We start from the raw sequence: 17,443 nt of genomic DNA on the forward strand, positions 1-17,443 counted from the left end.
CAAAAAATTCTCATCAGAATTTCAGGCATCTGCCTGAATGTATTTCTCTTTCTGCCATTTATGGAATGCAAGAGGGTAATATGTCGCAACAAACTGAGAAGAATAATCATTATCTTTTAAGTAACTGGAAACCGGAAAACGCTGCATTTTGGGAAAATAAAGGTAAGGCGATTGCGCGACGAAATTTGGTTATCTCCGTCGCCTGTTTGCTGCTGGCATTCTGCGTCTGGATGCTATTTAGCGCCGTTGCGGTGAATCTGAATAAAGTCGGATTTAATTTCACTACCGATCAGCTATTTATGTTAACCGCCCTGCCGTCACTCTCCGGGGCAATATTACGCGTCCCCTACTCCTTTATGGTGCCTATATTTGGCGGTCGCTACTGGACGGTATTAAGCACCGTTATTCTGATTATTCCCTGCGTGTGGCTGGGTATTGCGGTACAAAATACATCTACCCCCTATTCGGTATTTATCATCATCGCCCTGTTATGCGGTTTTGCCGGGGCCAACTTCGCCTCCAGCATGGGCAATATCAGCTTCTTCTTCCCCAAATCGAAACAGGGCAGCGCCCTGGGCATTAACGGCGGGCTGGGCAATCTGGGCGTCAGCGTGATGCAGATGGTCGCCCCGGTGGTGATCTTCCTGCCGATGTTTACCTTTCTCGGGGTTCACGGCGTGCCGCAGGAGGATGGCTCAAGCCTGTTCCTGGCGAACGCCGCCTGGATCTGGGCCCCGCTACTGCTGCTGGCGACCGTTGCCGCTTTTTTTGGCATGAACGATATCGCCAGCTCGAAGGCCACCATCGCCAGCCAGCTCCCGGTGCTTAAGCGTCTGCACCTGTGGCTGCTGAGCCTGCTCTATCTGGCAACCTTCGGCTCGTTTATAGGTTTTTCGGCGGGCTTTGCCATGCTGTCGAAAACTCAGTTCCCGGACGTTAACATCCTGCATCTGGCCTTCTTCGGCCCGCTTATCGGCGCGCTGGCCCGTTCGGCGGGCGGGGTGATCTCCGACAAGCTCGGCGGGGTGCGCGTCACCCTGGTCAACTTCATCTTTATGGCGCTGTTCAGCGCCCTGCTTTTCCTCACCCTGCCAGGCACCGGTTCCGGCAGCTTTACCGCCTTCTATCTGGTGTTTATGGGGTTGTTCCTCACCGCTGGCCTCGGCAGTGGATCCACCTTCCAGATGATCGCTGTCATCTTCCGTCAAATCACCGTTTATAGAGTGAAACTCCACGGCGGCACCGACGAACAGGCGCAGAAAGAGGCGGTTACCGATACCGCCGCCGCGTTGGGGTTTATCTCGGCCATTGGCGCCGTCGGCGGGTTCTTCATTCCCAAAGCCTTCGGCACGTCGCTGGCGATGACCGGCTCGCCGGTCGGTGCGATGAAGGTCTTCCTGGTGTTCTACATCGTCTGCGTGTTCGTCACCTGGCTGGTGTATGGCCGTCGGCAGAAGCACGTCAAATCATAACGATATTCAATACTTTGTGAGCAGTGTAACCCCGGGGTGGTGCGTCGCCCCGTCAGGAGAAACGTCATGAGTAAACTGTTGGATCGCTTTCGTTATTTTAAACAAAAAGGCGACACCTTCGCCGATGGACACGGTCAGGTGATGCACACCAACCGCGACTGGGAGGACAGCTATCGCCAGCGATGGCAGTTCGACAAAATTGTGCGATCCACCCACGGGGTGAACTGTACCGGCTCCTGCAGCTGGAAGATTTACGTCAAGAACGGGCTGGTCACCTGGGAAACCCAGCAGACCGACTACCCCCGCACCCGCCCCGACCTGCCCAACCACGAGCCGCGCGGCTGCCCGCGTGGGGCAAGTTACTCCTGGTATCTCTACAGCGCCAACCGCCTGAAGTATCCGCTGGTGCGCAAGTCGCTGATTGAGCTCTGGCGCGAGGCGCTGGCCCAGCACAGCGATCCGGTCCTGGCCTGGAACGCCATCCAGAACGATCCGCAAAAGAGCCAGAGCTACAAAAAGGCCCGCGGCCACGGCGGGTTTGTCCGCTCGAGCTGGAAAGAGCTGAACCAGCTTATCGCCGCCGCTAACGTCTGGACCATCAAACACTACGGCCCGGACCGGGTGGCGGGCTTCTCGCCGATCCCGGCGATGTCGATGGTCTCCTACGCCGCCGGTACCCGCTATCTCTCCCTGCTGGGCGGCACCTGTCTGAGCTTCTACGACTGGTATTGCGACCTGCCGCCCGCCTCGCCGATGACCTGGGGCGAACAGACCGACGTGCCCGAATCCGCCGACTGGTACAACTCCAGCTATATCATCGCCTGGGGCTCCAACGTGCCGCAGACCCGCACCCCGGACGCCCACTTCTTCACCGAGGTGCGCTACAAGGGCACCAAAACCATCGCCATCACCCCGGATTTCTCGGAAGTGGCGAAACTCAGCGACCAGTGGCTGGCGCCGAAACAGGGTACCGACAGCGCCTTAGCCATGGCGATGGGGCATGTGATCCTGAAAGAGTTCCACCTCGATAACCCCAGCGACTACTTCCTCAACTACTGCCGTCGCTATACCGACATGCCGATGCTGGTGATGCTCGATCCCCGGGACGACGGCAGCCTGGTGCCGGGCCGGATGCTGCGCGCCTCGGATCTCGCCGAGGGGCTGGGCGAAGCCAATAACCCCGAGTGGAAAACCGTCGCCTTCACCACCACCGGGGATCTTGTAGTGCCAAACGGCTCTATCGGCTTCCGCTGGGGTGAAAAAGGCAAATGGAACCTCGAATCGCTGGCGGCAGGCCTGGAGACCGAGCTGGCGCTCACCCTGCTCGGCACCCACGACACCGTCGCCGGGGTGGCTTTCCCCTATTTTGGCGGCAACGAAAACCCGCATTTCCGCAGCGTGAAGCAGGAGCCGGTGCTGGTGCGCCAGCTGCCGGTGAAAACCCTCTCCCTTGCCGATGGCCGCCAGCTGCACGTCGCCAGCGTTTACGATCTGGTGCTGGCGAATTACGGCCTCGACCGGGGGCTGGAGGATAACCTCGCGGCAAAAGATTACGCCGAGATCAAAGCCTACACCCCGGCCTGGGGGGAGCAGATCACCGGCGTGCCGCGTCGCCATATCGAGCAGATCGCCCGGGAGTTCGCTGATACTGCCCATAAAACCCACGGCCGGTCGATGATCATCCTCGGGGCCGGGGTCAACCACTGGTATCACATGGACATGAACTACCGGGGGATGATCAACATGCTGGTCTTCTGCGGCTGCGTGGGCAAAAGCGGCGGCGGCTGGTCGCACTATGTCGGCCAGGAGAAGCTGCGCCCGCAAACCGGCTGGCTGCCGCTGGCCTTTGCCCTGGACTGGAACCGTCCGCCGCGCCAGATGAACAGCACCTCCTTCTTCTACAACCATGCCAGCCAGTGGCGCTATGAAAAACTGACCGCCCAGGAGCTGCTCTCCCCGCTGGCGGACGCCTCGAAATTCACCGGGCACCTGATCGACTTCAACGTGCGGGCCGAGCGCATGGGCTGGCTACCCTCCGCGCCGCAGCTCAACCTCAACCCGCTGCACATTAAGGCCCAGGCCGATGCCGCAGGACTGTCGCCCCAGGAGTACACCGCCCAGGCGCTGAAATCCGGCGATATCCGCATGGCCTGTGAGCAGCCGGACAGCGGGCACAACCACCCGCGCAACCTGTTCGTCTGGCGCTCGAACCTGCTTGGCTCCTCCGGCAAAGGCCACGAGTACATGCTCAAATACCTGCTCGGTACCGAAAACGGTATTCAGGGTGAAGAGCTGGGCAACACCGATGACGTGAAGCCGGAAGAGGTGGAGTGGCAGACTGCCGCCATCGAAGGCAAGCTGGATCTGCTGGTCACGCTCGACTTCCGCATGTCCAGCACCTGTCTGTTCTCGGATATCGTCCTGCCTACCGCCACCTGGTACGAGAAAGACGACATGAATACTTCGGACATGCATCCGTTTATTCATCCCCTCTCCGCCGCCGTGGACCCGGCCTGGGAGTCGCGCAGCGACTGGGAGATCTACAAGGGCATCGCCAAAGTCTTCTCGGAGGTGTGCGTCGGCCATCTGGGAACGGAAACCGACGTGGTGCTGCAGCCGTTGCAGCACGACTCTCCGGCGGAGCTCTCCCAGCCGTTCGATATCGCCGACTGGCGCAAAGGCGAATGCGATCTGATCCCCGGCAAAACCGCGCCGACTATCGCCGTGGTGGAGCGCAACTATCCTGACACTTACGAGCGCTTTACCGCCCTCGGCCCGCTGCTGGACAAACTCGGCAACGGCGGGAAAGGCATCTCCTGGAACACTCAGGACGAGGTGGATTTCCTCGGCAAGCTCAACTACGTCAAGCTCGATGGCCCGGCGAAAGGCCGCCCGCGCATCGAAACGGCGATTGACGCCTCGGAAGTGATTCTCGCCCTCGCCCCGGAAACCAACGGCCAGGTGGCGGTGAAAGCCTGGGAAGCGCTGGCGGAGTTCACCGGGCGCGAGCACAGCCATCTGGCGCTGAACAAGGAAGACGAGAAGATCCGCTTCCGCGATATTCAGGCCCAGCCGCGCAAAATCATCTCCAGCCCGACCTGGTCAGGCATTGAGAGCGAGCATGTCTCCTACAACGCCGGGTACACCAACGTCCACGAACTGATCCCGTGGCGCACCCTCTCCGGGCGTCAGCAGCTCTATCAGGATCACCTCTGGATGCGCGCCTTCGGCGAAAGCCTGGTGGCCTATCGTCCGCCGATTGATACCCGCAGCGTCAGCCATATGCGCGAGATCCCGCCGAACGGCTTCCCGGAAAAAGCGCTGAACTTCCTGACCCCGCACCAGAAATGGGGCATCCACTCCACCTACAGCGAAAACCTGCTGATGCAGACCCTGTCGCGCGGGGGGCCGATTGTCTGGATCAGTGAAACCGATGCCCGGGAGCTGGGCATTGAGGATAACGACTGGATCGAGTGCTTCAACGCCAACGGCGCGCTCACCGCCCGGGCGGTGGTCAGCCAGCGCGTGCCGCCGGGGATGACCATGATGTACCACGCCCAGGAGCGCATCCTGAACATTCCGGGTTCCGAAGTGACCGGACGGCGCGGCGGCATCCATAACTCGGTGACCCGCGTCTGCCCGAAACCGACGCACATGATTGGCGGCTACGCCCAGCTGGCGTACGGCTTCAACTACTACGGCACCGTGGGCTCCAACCGCGACGAGTTCATCATGATCCGCAAAATGAAGAACATTAACTGGCTGGACGGCGAAGGTAGGGATCAGGTACAGGAGGCGAAAAAATGAAAATCCGCTCACAGGTTGGCATGGTTCTGAACCTTGATAAGTGCATCGGCTGTCACACCTGCTCGGTGACCTGCAAAAACGTCTGGACCGGGCGCGAAGGGATGGAGTACGCCTGGTTTAACAACGTCGAAACCAAGCCGGGCATCGGCTATCCGAAAAACTGGGAAGATCAGGAGCAGTGGCAAGGCGGCTGGATCCGCGGCATCTCCGGCAAGCTGACCCCGCGCCTGGGCGGCAAACTGGGCGTGCTGTCGAAAATCTTCGCCAACCCGCAGATGCCGCAGATTGACGACTACTACGAACCCTTTACCTTTGACTATCAGGATCTGCACCGCGCCCCGGAAGGCGGCCATCTGCCGACTGCCCGCCCGCGCTCGCTGATCGACGGCAAGCGCATGGACAAAATCAAATGGGGGCCCAACTGGGAGGAGCTGCTCGGCGGCGAGTTCGAGAAACGCGCCCGGGATCGTAACTTCGACCGGATGCAGAAGGAGATGTACGGCCAGTTCGAAAACACCTTCATGATGTATCTCCCGCGCCTGTGCGAACACTGCCTGAACCCGAGCTGCGCGGCAACCTGCCCGAGCGGGGCCATCTACAAGCGCGAAGAGGACGGCATTGTGCTGATCGACCAGGACAAGTGCCGGGGCTGGCGTCTGTGCATCAGCGGTTGCCCGTACAAAAAAATCTACTTCAACTGGAAGAGCGGCAAGTCGGAAAAATGCATCTTCTGCTATCCGCGTATTGAATCCGGCCAGCCGACCGTCTGCTCGGAAACCTGCGTCGGACGCATCCGCTACCTCGGCGTGCTGCTGTATGACGCCGATCGTATCGAAGAGGCGGCCAGCACCGAGCACGAAACCGATCTCTACGAGCGTCAGTGCGATGTATTTCTGGATCCGCACGACCCGGCCATCATCGAGGAAGCGGTTAAGCAGGGCATCCCACAGAACGTCATCGATGCGGCGCAACGTTCCCCGGTCTACAAAATGGCGATGGACTGGAAGCTGGCCCTTCCGCTGCACCCGGAGTACCGCACCCTGCCGATGGTCTGGTATGTGCCGCCGCTGTCGCCGATCCAGTCCTACGCCGATGCCGGTGGTCTGCCGCAGACCGACAGCATTCTTCCGGCGGTGGAAAGCCTGCGCATTCCGGTGCAGTACCTGGCGAATATGCTCAGCGCGGGCGACACCGGCCCGGTACTGCGTGCCCTGAAGCGCATGATGGCGATGCGCCACTACAAACGTTCCCAGACCGTCGAAGGGGTGACCGATACCCGCGCTATCGAAGAAGTGGGCCTCAGCGTTGAGCAGGTGGAAGAGATGTACCGCTATCTGGCTATCGCCAACTACGAAGACCGCTTCGTGATCCCGACCAGCCACCGGGAGATGGCCCGCGACGCCTTCCCGGAACGCAACGGCTGCGGCTTCACCTTTGGCGACGGCTGCCACGGCTCCGACACCAAATTTAACCTGTTCAACAGCAGCCGCATCGACGCCATCAACATCACCGAGGTGCGTGAACACGGGGAGGGAGAGTGATGCAGATCCTCAAAATTATTGCCCTGCTGATTGAGTACCCGGACGAGGCGCTGTGGGAGAGCCGCGACGAGGCGCTGGCCCTGGTGGCGCAGGACGCCCCGGCGCTGCTGCCCTTTGCACAGCACTATCTCAGGGCCCCGCTGCTCGACCGGCAGGCGTCGTGGTGCGAGGTGTTCGAGCGCGGGCGCGCCACCTCGCTGCTGCTGTTCGAGCATGTGCATGCCGAGTCGCGGGATCGCGGCCAGGCGATGGTCGACCTGATGAACCAGTACGAGCAGGCCGGGCTGCAACTCGACTGCCGCGAACTGCCGGACTATCTGCCGCTCTATCTGGAGTATCTGAGCACTTTGCCGGAAGCCCAGGCCCGGGAGGGTCTGCAGAACGTCGCGCCGATCCTGGCGCTGATCGGCGGGCGGTTGAAACAGCGGGAGGTAGCGCAGTATCAGCTCTTCGACGCCCTGCTGAAATTTGCCGGCAGTAGGCTATCCAGTGACAGTGTCACCAAACAGGTGGCAGGCGAAAAACGGGACGACACCCGCCAGGCGCTGGACGCGGTCTGGGAAGAGGAACAGGTGAAGTTTATTGAAGATAACGCCACGGCCTGCGACAGCTCGCCGATGCAGCAGTATCAACGACGCTTTAGCCAGGACGTCGCGCCGCAGTACGTGGACGTCAGCGCCGGAGGCCCAAAATGACACAGCATCTGAACGTCTTTTTCTTCGATATTTACCCGTACATCTGCGCCGCGGTCTTTTTCCTCGGCAGCTGGCTGCGGTATGACTACGGCCAGTACACCTGGCGCGCCTCCTCCAGCCAGCTGCTGGACAAGCGCGGCATGAACTGGGGCTCGAATCTGTTCCACATCGGCATTCTGGGGATTTTCTTCGGCCATCTGTTCGGGATGTTAACCCCGCACTGGATGTACGCCTGGTTCCTGCCGATGGCGGTTAAACAGCAGCTGGCGATGATCGCCGGGGGAATTTGCGGGGTGCTGACGCTGATTGGTGGCTCGATGCTGCTCTACCGCCGCCTGTTCAACCAGCGGGTACGGGCGACGTCAACCACGCCTGATATCATCATCATGAGCATTCTGCTCACCCAGTGCGTGCTCGGCCTGACAACCATTCCGTTCTCGGCGCAATACCCGGACGGCAGCGAAATGCTGAAGCTGGTCGGCTGGGCGCAGGGGATCTTTACCTTCCAGGGGGGCTCGTCTGAAATGCTGACCGGCGTGGCCTTTATTTTCCGCGTCCATCTGGTGCTGGGGATGACCATCTTCCTGATCTTCCCCTTCACCCGACTGGTGCACGTCTGGAGCGCGCCGTTCGAGTACATTACGCGACGTTATCAGCTGGTGCGATCGCGGCGTTGAGTCCGCGTCACGCCGGGGTTTGCTCCCTCTCCTCTTTGGGGAGAGGGTTGGGGTGAGGGGAAACATGCGACTCTGGTGATTCTTCCGCTCACTCCAGAACATCATGCCGCATAAAAACGCCGGGTGGCGGCTTCGCCTTACCCGGCCTATTAAACCGCGCCTCACCGTAGGCCGGGCAAGCGCACGCGCCGCCCGGCGTTGTTGGCAGGCTATAGACCTGGCAAACCGCCGTTAAGCAAGGAAACTATCAGGAAAAACAGAAGAATGGCGCAAACAACGCCAATACCAAACAGGACCGCGTGAAACATCAGCGTTCCTCCCCCGAAGACTAACGCCCCCGCTATTCCCCAGCGATTCTCCTTGCGCATGCCGCCGATAAAAGCCAGCCCCAGCGCCACTACCGCAAGAACAATCCCGCCATTGTGCAGAAGGTTATCAATATCCGGGGTGTTGTTTTCCTCAACAGCCGGGGACTTGCCGGTGAGACCAGCAATAATGCCTTTTTTAACAGCCGCAACCTGTTCAGCGACTACCGTTTCCAGCGTGGGCGGTGGGGATGAAAAAGGACCTAAAGAAAAATGCACAATGCCTACGATCAGGGCGATGGTGCCCAACAGCATCCCCAGCGAACTGTATTTATTCTGCGATAAGATTTCCATATCTCTGTGCCTTGTGTTGATGAGTAAAAAACGTAACGGTAAGTTATCCGACAGGCAGCATTGTACATAATATCAGCAAGATGCGAACCGCTATTCGCCGGGTGGCGGCTGCGCCTTACCCGGCCTGGGAAACCGCGCCACACCGTAGGCGGGGCAAGCGCAAGCGCCGCCCGGCGTTGCAGGTCGACAAACGTATCGACAATGTTGACACATAAAATCTATGCGCTTTATGATGTCGATACTATGTATCGACATCTGGAGTGCTTATATGCCACAAGTCACCGTAAAAAAATGGGGAAACAGCCCTTCTGTCAGGCTACCCGTCGCGGTCATGCGTGAGGCTGAATTGAACGTTGATGATGTAGTAAACGTTAACGTAGACGAAGAAGGACGAATTATTTTGACACCGGTCAGGAAGGACGAACCGACACTTGAATCGCTGCTTGCGGCAATCACTGACGACAATCTGCATCATGAAATCTCATTTGGGGAACCGCAAGGTAAGGAGCTGCTGTAATGGACTACATCCCGGAAGCGGGTGATATTGTCTGGCTGGATTTCGATCCGCAGTCAGGACATGAACAGGCAGGACATCGCCCTGCGCTGGTCATATCACCTGCAACCTACAACGGACGCACCGGCCTGATGCTTTGCTGTCCGATTACGTCACAAATTAAAAATTATCCCTTCGAAGTCAGCATTAGCGGCCCACGCACTAACGTCGCCCTCGCCGACCAAATTAAAAATCTGGACTGGCGGGCACGCAACGCAGTGAAAAAGGGAACCGCAACCGTCGAAGAGTTAAATGCCGTCAGAGCACGCGCAAAGGTTCTCATCGGCTAACAGAAAGGGGCTTGCGCCCCTTCCCACTCTATTTCCCCGCCTGCGGATGGGTTTCAAACCCGGCCATCACCGCCGTCAGTTCGGCCAGGGTAAAGCCGTGCTTCGGATCGTCCACGCCCAGCTCAAAGCGTTCCTGCATCACCTGATATAACGCTGCCGCATCCGGCAGGTTAACCTGCTCCACCGCCTGCCCGCCCTGCCAGTGGGTAAAGTGGAAGTTGGTGAGGGTCAGCTTGCCACCGTCGGGCAGGTGCCGGCACATCAGCAGATGGTGGCGGAAATGGGACTGCGGCCAGTGCGCGGACCAGAAGTTGCCCATCACGTAATCGGCCTGATATTGCGCGGTGAGATCGAAGTGATACATCGACTGCCAGTGCTCGTGATGGCGGAACTGCAACACCCAGTCGCTGCCGTCGTTGATCAGCCGGTACAGCCCGTGGGGCGTCGCCTGCTCCTCTTCGGCGATCAGACGAATCGGCGCGGTCAGGGTCTGTCCGCCAAAGCCGACGTCGGCTATCCAGGATTCACCGTCGAGCTCCACCAGCAGCAGACGGTGGGTGCGCGGCGGCATGTGCGGCGGGTTCGCCAGTACCACCCTGCCCAACAGGCTGCGCACGTTAAAGCCCACCTCGCGAAGCACCCGCTCGAACAGGCCGTTCTGCTCAAAGCAGTACCCACCGCGTCGGGCGGTGACCAGCTTATCGACCAGGGAGTGTTCGTCGAGCAGGATCTCGCGCGGCAAAACCACATCGATATTCTCAAACGGGATGGCGCTGTTGTGATGCAGGTGCAGCGCCCGTAGGGTGGCGATATCCACGGAAACCGGCTGCTGCCAGCCGGTACGGGCGAAATAAGCGGTCAAAAACGGGGTCATGATGGGCTCCTTTAACATTTCTTCCTTGTTTATAAACTATATTTTTCAGCCCACTGTCGCAAAAGTGCTTTTTACCCGCGCGTCGAGCGCTGCATGATCCCCAGCGCCGTCAGCATCAACACTAGCCCGGTCAGCAGCGTCAGGGTGGCCATCGCCATTCCCTGTCCGACGGAGCCCTGCTCGAACTGCCGCCAGATAAACACCGACACGGTTTGCGTACCCGCCGGAGCCAGCAGCAGCGAGGTGACCAGCTCGCGGGAGGCAATAGCGAACACCATCAGCATCGCCGCCAGCATCGCCGGAGAGACCAGCGGCAACACGATAAAACGCAGCGCCTGCAATGCCGACGCGCCATGCACTCGGGCTGCAGGCTCGAGATTGCCCCCCAACTGGCGCAGCGCGCTGCCGACATAGCGCACCGGCCAGGGCAGCAGCAGGCAACAATAGGAGAGCAGCAAAATCGCCCAGCTGTTATAAGGCGATACCGGCCAGAACGGGCGGTTCCACAGCAGGATCAGCCCCACCCCGACCACCACGCCCGGCAAAGCAGCCGGCATCAGGGAGAGCGCATCCAGCAAACCCCGGCCTTTGATCTTCTGCCCCACCACCAGCCAGGCGGCCAGCAGCCCCAGCACCCCGGTGATACAGGCCGCGCCCAGCGCCAGGGACAGGCTGGTGCCCAGCGCCGAGAGCGCATCTCCGTGCTGGCTGAACAGCGCAACATAGTGAGCGCCGGTCAGATTGGTCAGCGTCACACCGCCGGACAGGGTTCCGAGTACGCCGGAAAGCGCCATTGAGGCTCCCGGCAGGATCACCGCGATAACCCCCACCAGCGCCATGAGCGCCACCACCGGCAGCGTAAACACCCCGGCGTGCGCCCCCATATTCTCCGTCGGTTTGCCGGTAATGCTGGTCACATCCTGATGACCGGTCAGCTTTTTTTGCAGCCACCAGGCGCTGAGCGCGATAGCCACCAGAACCACGGACAGCATCGATGCTCCAGAGAGATCGATCGGCCAGTCGGCGAGCTTTTTCTCGATATCGGTGGTCAGCATCAGCACGCCTGCACGCGTACCCAGCGCGGCGGGCACGCCAAACTCTTCAATCGCCAGGGTGAAAGCCAGCAGCATCCCCGCCGCCAGCGACGGCGAGAGCATCGGTAAGGTGATATGCCAGAATGCCCGGCCGGGACTGGCACCGTGAACGCGGGCCACCAGAGCCAGACGCTGCCCGCTCGCCAGCAGGCTGCGCGACACGACAAAATAGACCACCGGGAAGATATTGAGCGCCATCACCAGCACGATCCCGGTCCTGCTGAACAGCAGATTGTTGAGGTTGAGCCCGGTCAGCTGTTGCAGATAGCCGTTGGTTTGCAGCACCAGCATCCACGACAGCGCGGCAATATACGGCGGAGTTAAAAACGGGATCAGAAACAGCAGATCCCAGAGCTTCGGCAGGGGCAGATTAAACAGCCCGCGCGCCACCCCGAGGGGAAAACCAATCAGGGCACTGACCAGCGCCACACCGAGGGCGATTTGCAGCGTCCCGCCCAGCATACCCGGCAGCTGTGGCTCGGCCAGAAGCGTGCTGATGCCGCTAAATGCCCCGGAGAACTGCCCGGCGCTGAACTGCGGGAAAACCGCCTGCAGCAGAATAAAGGTGAGCGGAAACGCCACCAGGATCAGCAGTAGCCCCAGCGTCGTCACCGAAAGATATTTAGGATTCACAAAGCAGTCCTGAAGACGGGGTTACCCCCGTCGCATGATTATAAGGTGAAGAGCGTGTTGAAACGCTTGAGGATGTCGCTGCGTTCGCTGGAACCGTCGCTTTTGGTTGGCAGTATTTTCAGGTCGTTAAGCAGCGGACGTTTGGCCTGCACATCGCCACGGGCGGGCATCAGCCAGGCATCGGCTACCATCGCCTGGCCTTCTGGTGACAGAACGTAATCCACGAACGCTTTGGCGTCATCCGCATGCTGGCTGGATTTGAGGATCATCATTGGACGCGGGGCAATCACCGTGCCGCTGGCCGGGAAGATCACCTTCAGGGATTCGCCCTGGCTGATGTTGCCGTACGAGACGTAGTCCACCGCGCCAAACACCGCCGCTTTCGCCCCCTGCATCACCGGCGTCACCGCCTGCGCATTCGGGCCGCTCACCACCATGCCGTTCTTTTTCAGCTCATCAAACAGGGTCCAGGCCTTATCGCCCATACCATTTTGCAGCCCGATCAGCAGATCCAGCGACGCCCCAGACAGCGCCGGGTCCGGCGTAGTGACTTTATCTTTAAAAGCGTCGGTGGTCAGATCGCGCCACTCTTTCGGCTCCGGGGTGCCGCTTTTGGTGTTCCAGACGATGCCTAACGCCGACACGCCCTGGGCGACAAAGTCGTCTGATTTCAGCTCCGCAGGCACGTTGGCCGCGTTAGCGCTCTGGTACGGCAGCAGCCAGCCACGGTTGTGCAGATCTTCTGCGGTATCCCATGAAGCGGAGAGCAAAATATCGGCCTGCGGGTTGGCCTGCTCTGCCTCGAGGCGGGCCATCACTTTACCGGTGGTGGCCTGAAAGATATCCACCTTCACGCCGGTTTTCTTCTCAAAACCGCTGGCCAGATTTTTGGCAAGCGACCCCGGCCCCGCGGTGTAGACGGTCAGCGCGTGGGCACTGGACATCATAACGGTCGATAACGCCATGGCTATCAGCACTCCTTTTTTGACGGACATTGCAGCTTTCATGCGAACTCCCCTGAGGTGGTAATCAAACGATCGGCAGCGACGCTGCCAGCAGACAAATGCACGATGCGATCGGCCAGGATTTCAGCCTCCCTGCGGTCGTGGGTAACATAGACGGCGGTGGTGCCGAGCTGGCGCAGCAGCGTGGCCATCTCGTGACACAAGGTTCCACGCAGTTCGCTGTCGAGGTTGGAGAGCGGCTCGTCAAACAGCAGCACCCGCGGCTCGGCGACAATGGCCCGGGCCAGCGCCACGCGCTGTTGCTGCCCGCCGGAAAGCCCGGCCGGTTTGCGTTCGGCAAAATCGCTTAAGCCAACGCGCGCCAGAGCCTGCGCCACGCGGCTGTCGCGTTCCTGACGCGGGACATTGCGCATTCTCAGCGGGAACATCACATTCTGTGCCACGGTCATGTGCGGCCAGAGGGCGTAATCCTGGAGCACCATGCCGATGTCCCGGGCTTCCGGCGGCAGTGCCCATCCGGTTTTCGCCACCAGACGATCGCCAAAATGGATCTCCCCCTCTGCGGGCTGGGTTAACCCCGCCAGCAGACGCAACAGGGTGCTTTTGCCGCAGCCCGACGGTCCCAGCAGCGCAACCACGCTACCCGGCTCGATATGCAGATCGATTTGATTCAATACGGTATTCGCGCCAAAAGCGTACGACACGCCTTTGAGCGAGATGGAAGTGAGCATATTGTTATCCTCTTTGGGATTTGATGCTCGCCACTGTAGGCAGCTTATGTGACGTATATATGACGTGTTTGTTGCATATTGATTTCTGATGGCTTTCAGGCGTTTAATGCCTGCACCTGTCCTGCGAGGAAAATCTATGAGCCACTTCCGCCCCGTTGAGTTAATGCACGCCAGCCGCCTGTTGAATCACGGCCCGACAATCCTGATCACCAGCCGCGACGACACCCTTGAACGGCGCAACGTGATGGCCGCCGCCTGGTCGATGCCGGTCGAGTTCGAACCGCCGCGCATCGCCATCGTGGTGGATAAAAGCGCCTGGTCGCGGGAGCTGATTGAGCGCAGCGGCATGTTCGGGATCGTGGTTCCCGGCGTGGCGGCCACCAACTGGACCTACGCCGTGGGCAGCGTCAGCGGGCGCGAGGAGGATAAGTTTAACTGCTACGGTATCCCGGTGATTAACGGCCCGGTGCTGGGGCTGCCGGTGATCGAAGAGAAGTGCCTGGCCTGGATGGAGTGCCGTCTGCTGCCCGCCACCTCCGCCGCAGAAAAATATGACACCCTGTTTGGCGAAGTGGTTTCTGCCGCCGCAGACGAACGGGCGTTTGTGGCCGGACGCTGGCAGTTTGACGACGATAAACGCAATACCCTGCATCATCTCGGCGCGGGGACTTTTGTCACCAGCGGTCGGCAGGTGAAAGCGCCCGGTCAGTAAGTTTTATAGGGGATGCGCATCCGGTCCAGCACGTTAGTAAAATCCTGCACCGCGATAAAGACCACCGCTCCTTCCCCCGGGATGACGTTGGTAATGATCCCCACCGTCTCCCCGGTCAGGCTGTCGATCACCGGCCCGCCTGACATGCCGGAGACCGCCCCCGCCCCGGTGACAATCCCGTAGTAGCAGCCGTTGCGCTTAACAAAGCCGTCGATCTTGCCCCGGCTGGATTTCGGCAGGCTGTTGATGGCGCTGTAGCCGAACAGCGTGACGTTGCGCCCGGCCCGGGCGTAGGCCAGTTGATGCACGATCTTTCCGAGGTTGTTATCGGCAATCACCGCTACATCGCAGATGGGGTGCTGGGCTTTGATCGGCTTCAGAAGCGGCACCGCGACGTGCGCGGCGGTGAGCGACAGGGTGCTGGAGACCGGAAACGTGGTGCCCTGCATCCCGGCCACAAACCAGTTCAGCGGCGCCGGCAGGCCGATAAAAACCATGTCCGCCTGTTTCGTGGCGGCAAAGTCGGTTTTGCTGGTACCGGACATCACCACGCACCCCAGCAGCAACAGGGGGGCGGCGGTGACGGCGAGAGCGAGATGCAGACGCTTCATGGTTCGCCCGGAGCTACTTTTTCGAGCGTCCGGCGATGATCTCATCGGCCACAACGCGCGGCGCTTCGGCGTAGTGGTGGAACTCCATGCTATAGGTCGCCCGCCCCTGGGACATCGACCGCAGCGTGGTGGCGTAGCCGAACATCTCCGCCAGCGGCACGTCGGCGCGGATAATCTGGCTGCCGAACTGCTCCTCCATCCCCTGCACCAGCCCGCGCCGGGACGAGAGGTCGCCCATGATATTCCCGGCGTACTCTTCCGGGGTTTCGACCTCCACGTGCATCATCGGCTCCAGGATCACCGGGTCGGCCCTGCGCGCCGCGTCCTTAAAGCCAAAGATCGCCGCCATACGAAACGCCATCTCCGAGGAGTCGACGTCGTGATAGGAGCCGAAGGTCAGGGTCGCTTTGATATCCACCACCGGATAACCCGCCAGCACGCCGCTGTTCATCGCCTCGCGCAGCCCTTTCTCAACCGACGGAATATACTCCCGCGGCACCACCCCGCCCTTGGTGGCATCGACAAAGGCGAAGCCGCTGCCCGGCTCCTGCGGTTCGAGGCTCAGCACCACGTGGCCGTACTGCCCTTTGCCCCCGGACTGGCGGACAAATTTGCCTTCGACGTCGCTCACCGCTTTGCGGATAGTCTCCCGGTAGGTCACCTGCGGTCGGCCAATGTTGGCCTCAACGCCGAACTCGCGCTTCATGCGGTCGACGATGATCTCAAGATGCAGTTCGCCCATCCCGGAGATAATGGTCTGGCCGGATTCTTCATCGGTATGCAGGTGGAAGGAAGGATCTTCCGCCGCCAGACGATGCAGGGCGATGCCCATTTTCTCCTGATCGGCCTTGGTTTTCGGCTCGATAGAGAGGGAGATCACCGGGTCCGGGAACTCCATCCGCTCAAGGGTGATCACCGCATTGGGGTCGGTCAGGGTATCGCCGGTGGTGACATCCTTAAGCCCGACGCAGGCGGCGATATCCCCGGTTCTGAGCTCTTCGACGTCATGACGGTCGTTGGCGTGCATCAGCACAATGCGCCCGATGCGCTCCTTTTTGCCCTTCACCGGATTAAACACCGCGTCGCCTTTTTTCAGCACCCCGGAGTAGACGCGGATAAAGGTCAGCTGGCCGACGTAGGGGTCCGACATCAGCTTGAACGCCAGCGCCGAGAAGGGTTCGTCGTCGTTGGGGTGACGCTCGGCGTGCTGGCCTTTTTCATCCACGCCGTCGATAGCGGGCACGTCGAGGGGCGACGGCATCAACTCGATCACCGCATCGAGCATCCGCTGCACCCCTTTGTTTTTAAAGGCGCTTCCGCAGAGCATCGGCTGGATCTCCCCGGCCACCGTGCGTTTACGTAAGCCGCGGATGATTTCCGCCTCGTCGAGATCGCCGGTTTCGAGGTATTTATCCATCAGCTCGTCGCTGGCTTCCGCCGCCGCCGAGACCATTTTTTCCCGCCAGGCTTGCGCAGTCGCCAGCAGATCGTCCGGCACCGGGGCATAGCTGAAGGTCATCCCCTGGGTGGTGTCATCCCAGAGAATGGCCCGCATGTGGATCAGGTCGACCACCCCGGTGAAATGATCTTCCGCGCCGATGGGGATGACAATCGGCACCGGATGGGCTTTCAGCCGGTCGATCATCATCTGCACAACGTGAAAGAAATCGGCTCCCGGCCGATCCATCTTGTTCACAAAGGCAATGCGCGGCACCCGGTACTTGTTGGCCTGGCGCCAGACCGTTTCCGACTGCGGCTGCACGCCGCCCACCGAGTCGTAAACCATCACCGCGCCGTCCAGCACCCGCATGGAGCGCTCCACCTCAATGGTGAAATCGACGTGCCCGGGGGTGTCGATAATGTTGATGCGGTGCGGCTCAAACTCGCGATCCATGCCGGACCAGAAACAGCTCACCGCCGCCGAGGTGATGGTAATCCCCCGCTCCTGCTCCTGCGCCATCCAGTCGGTGATCGCCGCGCCATCATGGACCTCCCCCATCTTGTGACTCACCCCGGTATAGAACAGGATGCGCTCGGTAGTGGTGGTTTTACCGGCATCAATATGTGCCGAGATACCGATGTTGCGATAACGCTCGAGAGGAATGGGCCGGTTCATGATGCATCCTTAT

General features: G+C 60.3%; 15 protein-coding genes. 8 read left to right on the plus strand and 7 right to left on the minus strand.

The genetic code is table 11. The annotated features are described in order from the left end of the window. The first annotated feature begins 80 nt into the window (after nt 1-80). The 5 genes from FHN83_RS23580 (at nt 81) to narI (ending at nt 8,192) form a co-directional block, all read left to right on the plus strand. Nucleotides 81-1,472, plus strand: coding sequence for a NarK family nitrate/nitrite MFS transporter (locus FHN83_RS23580; RefSeq protein WP_039028714.1), 1,392 nt, complete (start codon nt 81-83; stop codon nt 1,470-1,472). Between the two features lie 66 nt (nt 1,473-1,538). After that, nucleotides 1,539-5,279 (plus strand): nitrate reductase subunit alpha, encoded by a 3,741-nt coding sequence (locus tag FHN83_RS23585; RefSeq protein WP_139565127.1) that lies wholly within the window; start codon nt 1,539-1,541, stop codon nt 5,277-5,279. Next, on the plus strand, nt 5,276-6,820 hold the full coding sequence (gene narH, locus FHN83_RS23590; protein ID WP_138368996.1) for a nitrate reductase subunit beta: 1,545 nt from the start codon (nt 5,276-5,278) through the stop codon (nt 6,818-6,820). Before FHN83_RS23585 ends, narH begins: the two co-directional genes overlap by 4 nt. After that, complete coding sequence (narW, locus tag FHN83_RS23595) at nt 6,820-7,515, plus strand: nitrate reductase molybdenum cofactor assembly chaperone (RefSeq protein WP_139565128.1); 696 nt, start codon at nt 6,820-6,822, stop codon at nt 7,513-7,515. The genes narH and narW overlap by 1 nt, the downstream gene beginning before the upstream one ends. Beyond that, nucleotides 7,512-8,192 (plus strand): respiratory nitrate reductase subunit gamma, encoded by a 681-nt coding sequence (narI, locus tag FHN83_RS23600; protein WP_039028710.1) that lies wholly within the window; start codon nt 7,512-7,514, stop codon nt 8,190-8,192. The genes narW and narI overlap by 4 nt, the downstream gene beginning before the upstream one ends. 209 nt (nt 8,193-8,401) lie before the next feature. Here the strand turns inward: narI and FHN83_RS23605 are convergent, their stop codons facing one another. Further along, nucleotides 8,402-8,851, minus strand: coding sequence for a hypothetical protein (locus FHN83_RS23605; protein WP_139565129.1), 450 nt, complete (start codon nt 8,849-8,851; stop codon nt 8,402-8,404). A 268-nt stretch (nt 8,852-9,119) separates the two neighbouring features. On the opposite strand from FHN83_RS23605, the gene FHN83_RS23610 reads away from it, so the two are divergent. Continuing rightward, nucleotides 9,120-9,368 (plus strand): AbrB/MazE/SpoVT family DNA-binding domain-containing protein, encoded by a 249-nt coding sequence (locus FHN83_RS23610; protein ID WP_039028709.1) that lies wholly within the window; start codon nt 9,120-9,122, stop codon nt 9,366-9,368. Continuing rightward, a complete protein-coding gene (gene mazF, locus FHN83_RS23615) occupies nt 9,368-9,694 on the plus strand; it encodes an endoribonuclease MazF (RefSeq protein ID WP_139565130.1) in 327 nt (108 codons plus the stop codon). The genes FHN83_RS23610 and mazF overlap by 1 nt, the downstream gene beginning before the upstream one ends. Before the next feature lie 28 nt (nt 9,695-9,722). Here mazF and nhoA read toward each other — a convergent pair whose 3' ends face one another. The 4 genes from nhoA to FHN83_RS23635 all read right to left on the minus strand — a co-directional run bounded on the left by nhoA (nt 9,723) and on the right by FHN83_RS23635 (nt 13,991). Further along, nucleotides 9,723-10,568 (minus strand): N-hydroxyarylamine O-acetyltransferase, encoded by an 846-nt coding sequence (gene nhoA, locus FHN83_RS23620; RefSeq protein ID WP_139565131.1) that lies wholly within the window; start codon nt 10,566-10,568, stop codon nt 9,723-9,725. Nucleotides 10,569-10,639: 71 nt separating this feature from the next. Further along, nucleotides 10,640-12,295, minus strand: a complete 1,656-nt coding sequence (locus FHN83_RS23625; protein ID WP_139565132.1) for an ABC transporter permease — start codon at nt 12,293-12,295, stop codon at nt 10,640-10,642. 38 nt (nt 12,296-12,333) lie between these two features. Continuing rightward, nucleotides 12,334-13,302 carry an ABC transporter substrate-binding protein gene (locus FHN83_RS23630; RefSeq protein WP_139565133.1) on the minus strand — a complete coding sequence of 323 codons (969 nt, stop codon included), beginning with the start codon at nt 13,300-13,302 and terminating at the stop codon, nt 12,334-12,336. Then, nucleotides 13,299-13,991 carry an ABC transporter ATP-binding protein gene (locus FHN83_RS23635; RefSeq protein WP_139565134.1) on the minus strand — a complete coding sequence of 231 codons (693 nt, stop codon included), beginning with the start codon at nt 13,989-13,991 and terminating at the stop codon, nt 13,299-13,301. The genes FHN83_RS23630 and FHN83_RS23635 overlap by 4 nt, the downstream gene beginning before the upstream one ends. Nucleotides 13,992-14,127: 136 nt before the next feature. Here FHN83_RS23635 and FHN83_RS23640 point away from each other — a divergent pair, with 136 nt between their 5' ends. Continuing rightward, entirely contained in the window at nt 14,128-14,703 is a 576-nt protein-coding gene (locus FHN83_RS23640; protein WP_139565135.1) for a flavin reductase family protein, read from the plus strand. Here the strand turns inward: FHN83_RS23640 and FHN83_RS23645 are convergent. Further along, nucleotides 14,697-15,314 carry a trypsin-like peptidase domain-containing protein gene (locus FHN83_RS23645; RefSeq protein WP_039028702.1) on the minus strand — a complete coding sequence of 206 codons (618 nt, stop codon included), beginning with the start codon at nt 15,312-15,314 and terminating at the stop codon, nt 14,697-14,699. The two genes, FHN83_RS23640 and FHN83_RS23645, sit on opposite strands and share 7 nt — an antisense overlap. 13 nt (nt 15,315-15,327) lie before the next feature. Continuing rightward, complete coding sequence (fusA, locus tag FHN83_RS23650; protein WP_139565136.1) at nt 15,328-17,430, minus strand: elongation factor G; 2,103 nt, start codon at nt 17,428-17,430, stop codon at nt 15,328-15,330. Nucleotides 17,431-17,443: the final 13 nt, after the last annotated feature.

Origin of the sequence: Leclercia adecarboxylata, assembly GCF_006171285.1 — a bacterium.
GTDB classification, from domain to species: domain Bacteria; phylum Pseudomonadota; class Gammaproteobacteria; order Enterobacterales; family Enterobacteriaceae; genus Enterobacter; species Enterobacter barmai.

Excerpts from the sequence above, each read along its gene's own strand:
- FHN83_RS23640 (WP_139565135.1), top strand. The coding sequence starts at position 14,128 with ATGAGCCACTTCCGCCCCGTTGAGTTAATGCACGCCAGCCGCCTGTTG.
- FHN83_RS23585 (WP_139565127.1), top strand. The coding sequence starts at position 1,539 with ATGAGTAAACTGTTGGATCGCTTTCGTTATTTTAAACAAAAAGGCGAC.
- FHN83_RS23635 (WP_139565134.1), bottom strand. The coding sequence starts at position 13,991 with ATGCTCACTTCCATCTCGCTCAAAGGCGTGTCGTACGCTTTTGGCGCG.
- narI (WP_039028710.1), top strand. The coding sequence starts at position 7,512 with ATGACACAGCATCTGAACGTCTTTTTCTTCGATATTTACCCGTACATC.
- FHN83_RS23580 (WP_039028714.1), top strand. The coding sequence starts at position 81 with ATGTCGCAACAAACTGAGAAGAATAATCATTATCTTTTAAGTAACTGG.
- FHN83_RS23645 (WP_039028702.1), bottom strand. The coding sequence starts at position 15,314 with ATGAAGCGTCTGCATCTCGCTCTCGCCGTCACCGCCGCCCCCCTGTTG.
- narH (WP_138368996.1), top strand. The coding sequence starts at position 5,276 with ATGAAAATCCGCTCACAGGTTGGCATGGTTCTGAACCTTGATAAGTGC.
- FHN83_RS23610 (WP_039028709.1), top strand. The coding sequence starts at position 9,120 with ATGCCACAAGTCACCGTAAAAAAATGGGGAAACAGCCCTTCTGTCAGG.
- mazF (WP_139565130.1), top strand. The coding sequence starts at position 9,368 with ATGGACTACATCCCGGAAGCGGGTGATATTGTCTGGCTGGATTTCGAT.
- FHN83_RS23605 (WP_139565129.1), bottom strand. The coding sequence starts at position 8,851 with ATGGAAATCTTATCGCAGAATAAATACAGTTCGCTGGGGATGCTGTTG.
- FHN83_RS23630 (WP_139565133.1), bottom strand. The coding sequence starts at position 13,302 with ATGAAAGCTGCAATGTCCGTCAAAAAAGGAGTGCTGATAGCCATGGCG.
- fusA (WP_139565136.1), bottom strand. The coding sequence starts at position 17,430 with ATGAACCGGCCCATTCCTCTCGAGCGTTATCGCAACATCGGTATCTCG.
- narW (WP_139565128.1), top strand. The coding sequence starts at position 6,820 with ATGCAGATCCTCAAAATTATTGCCCTGCTGATTGAGTACCCGGACGAG.
- nhoA (WP_139565131.1), bottom strand. The coding sequence starts at position 10,568 with ATGACCCCGTTTTTGACCGCTTATTTCGCCCGTACCGGCTGGCAGCAG.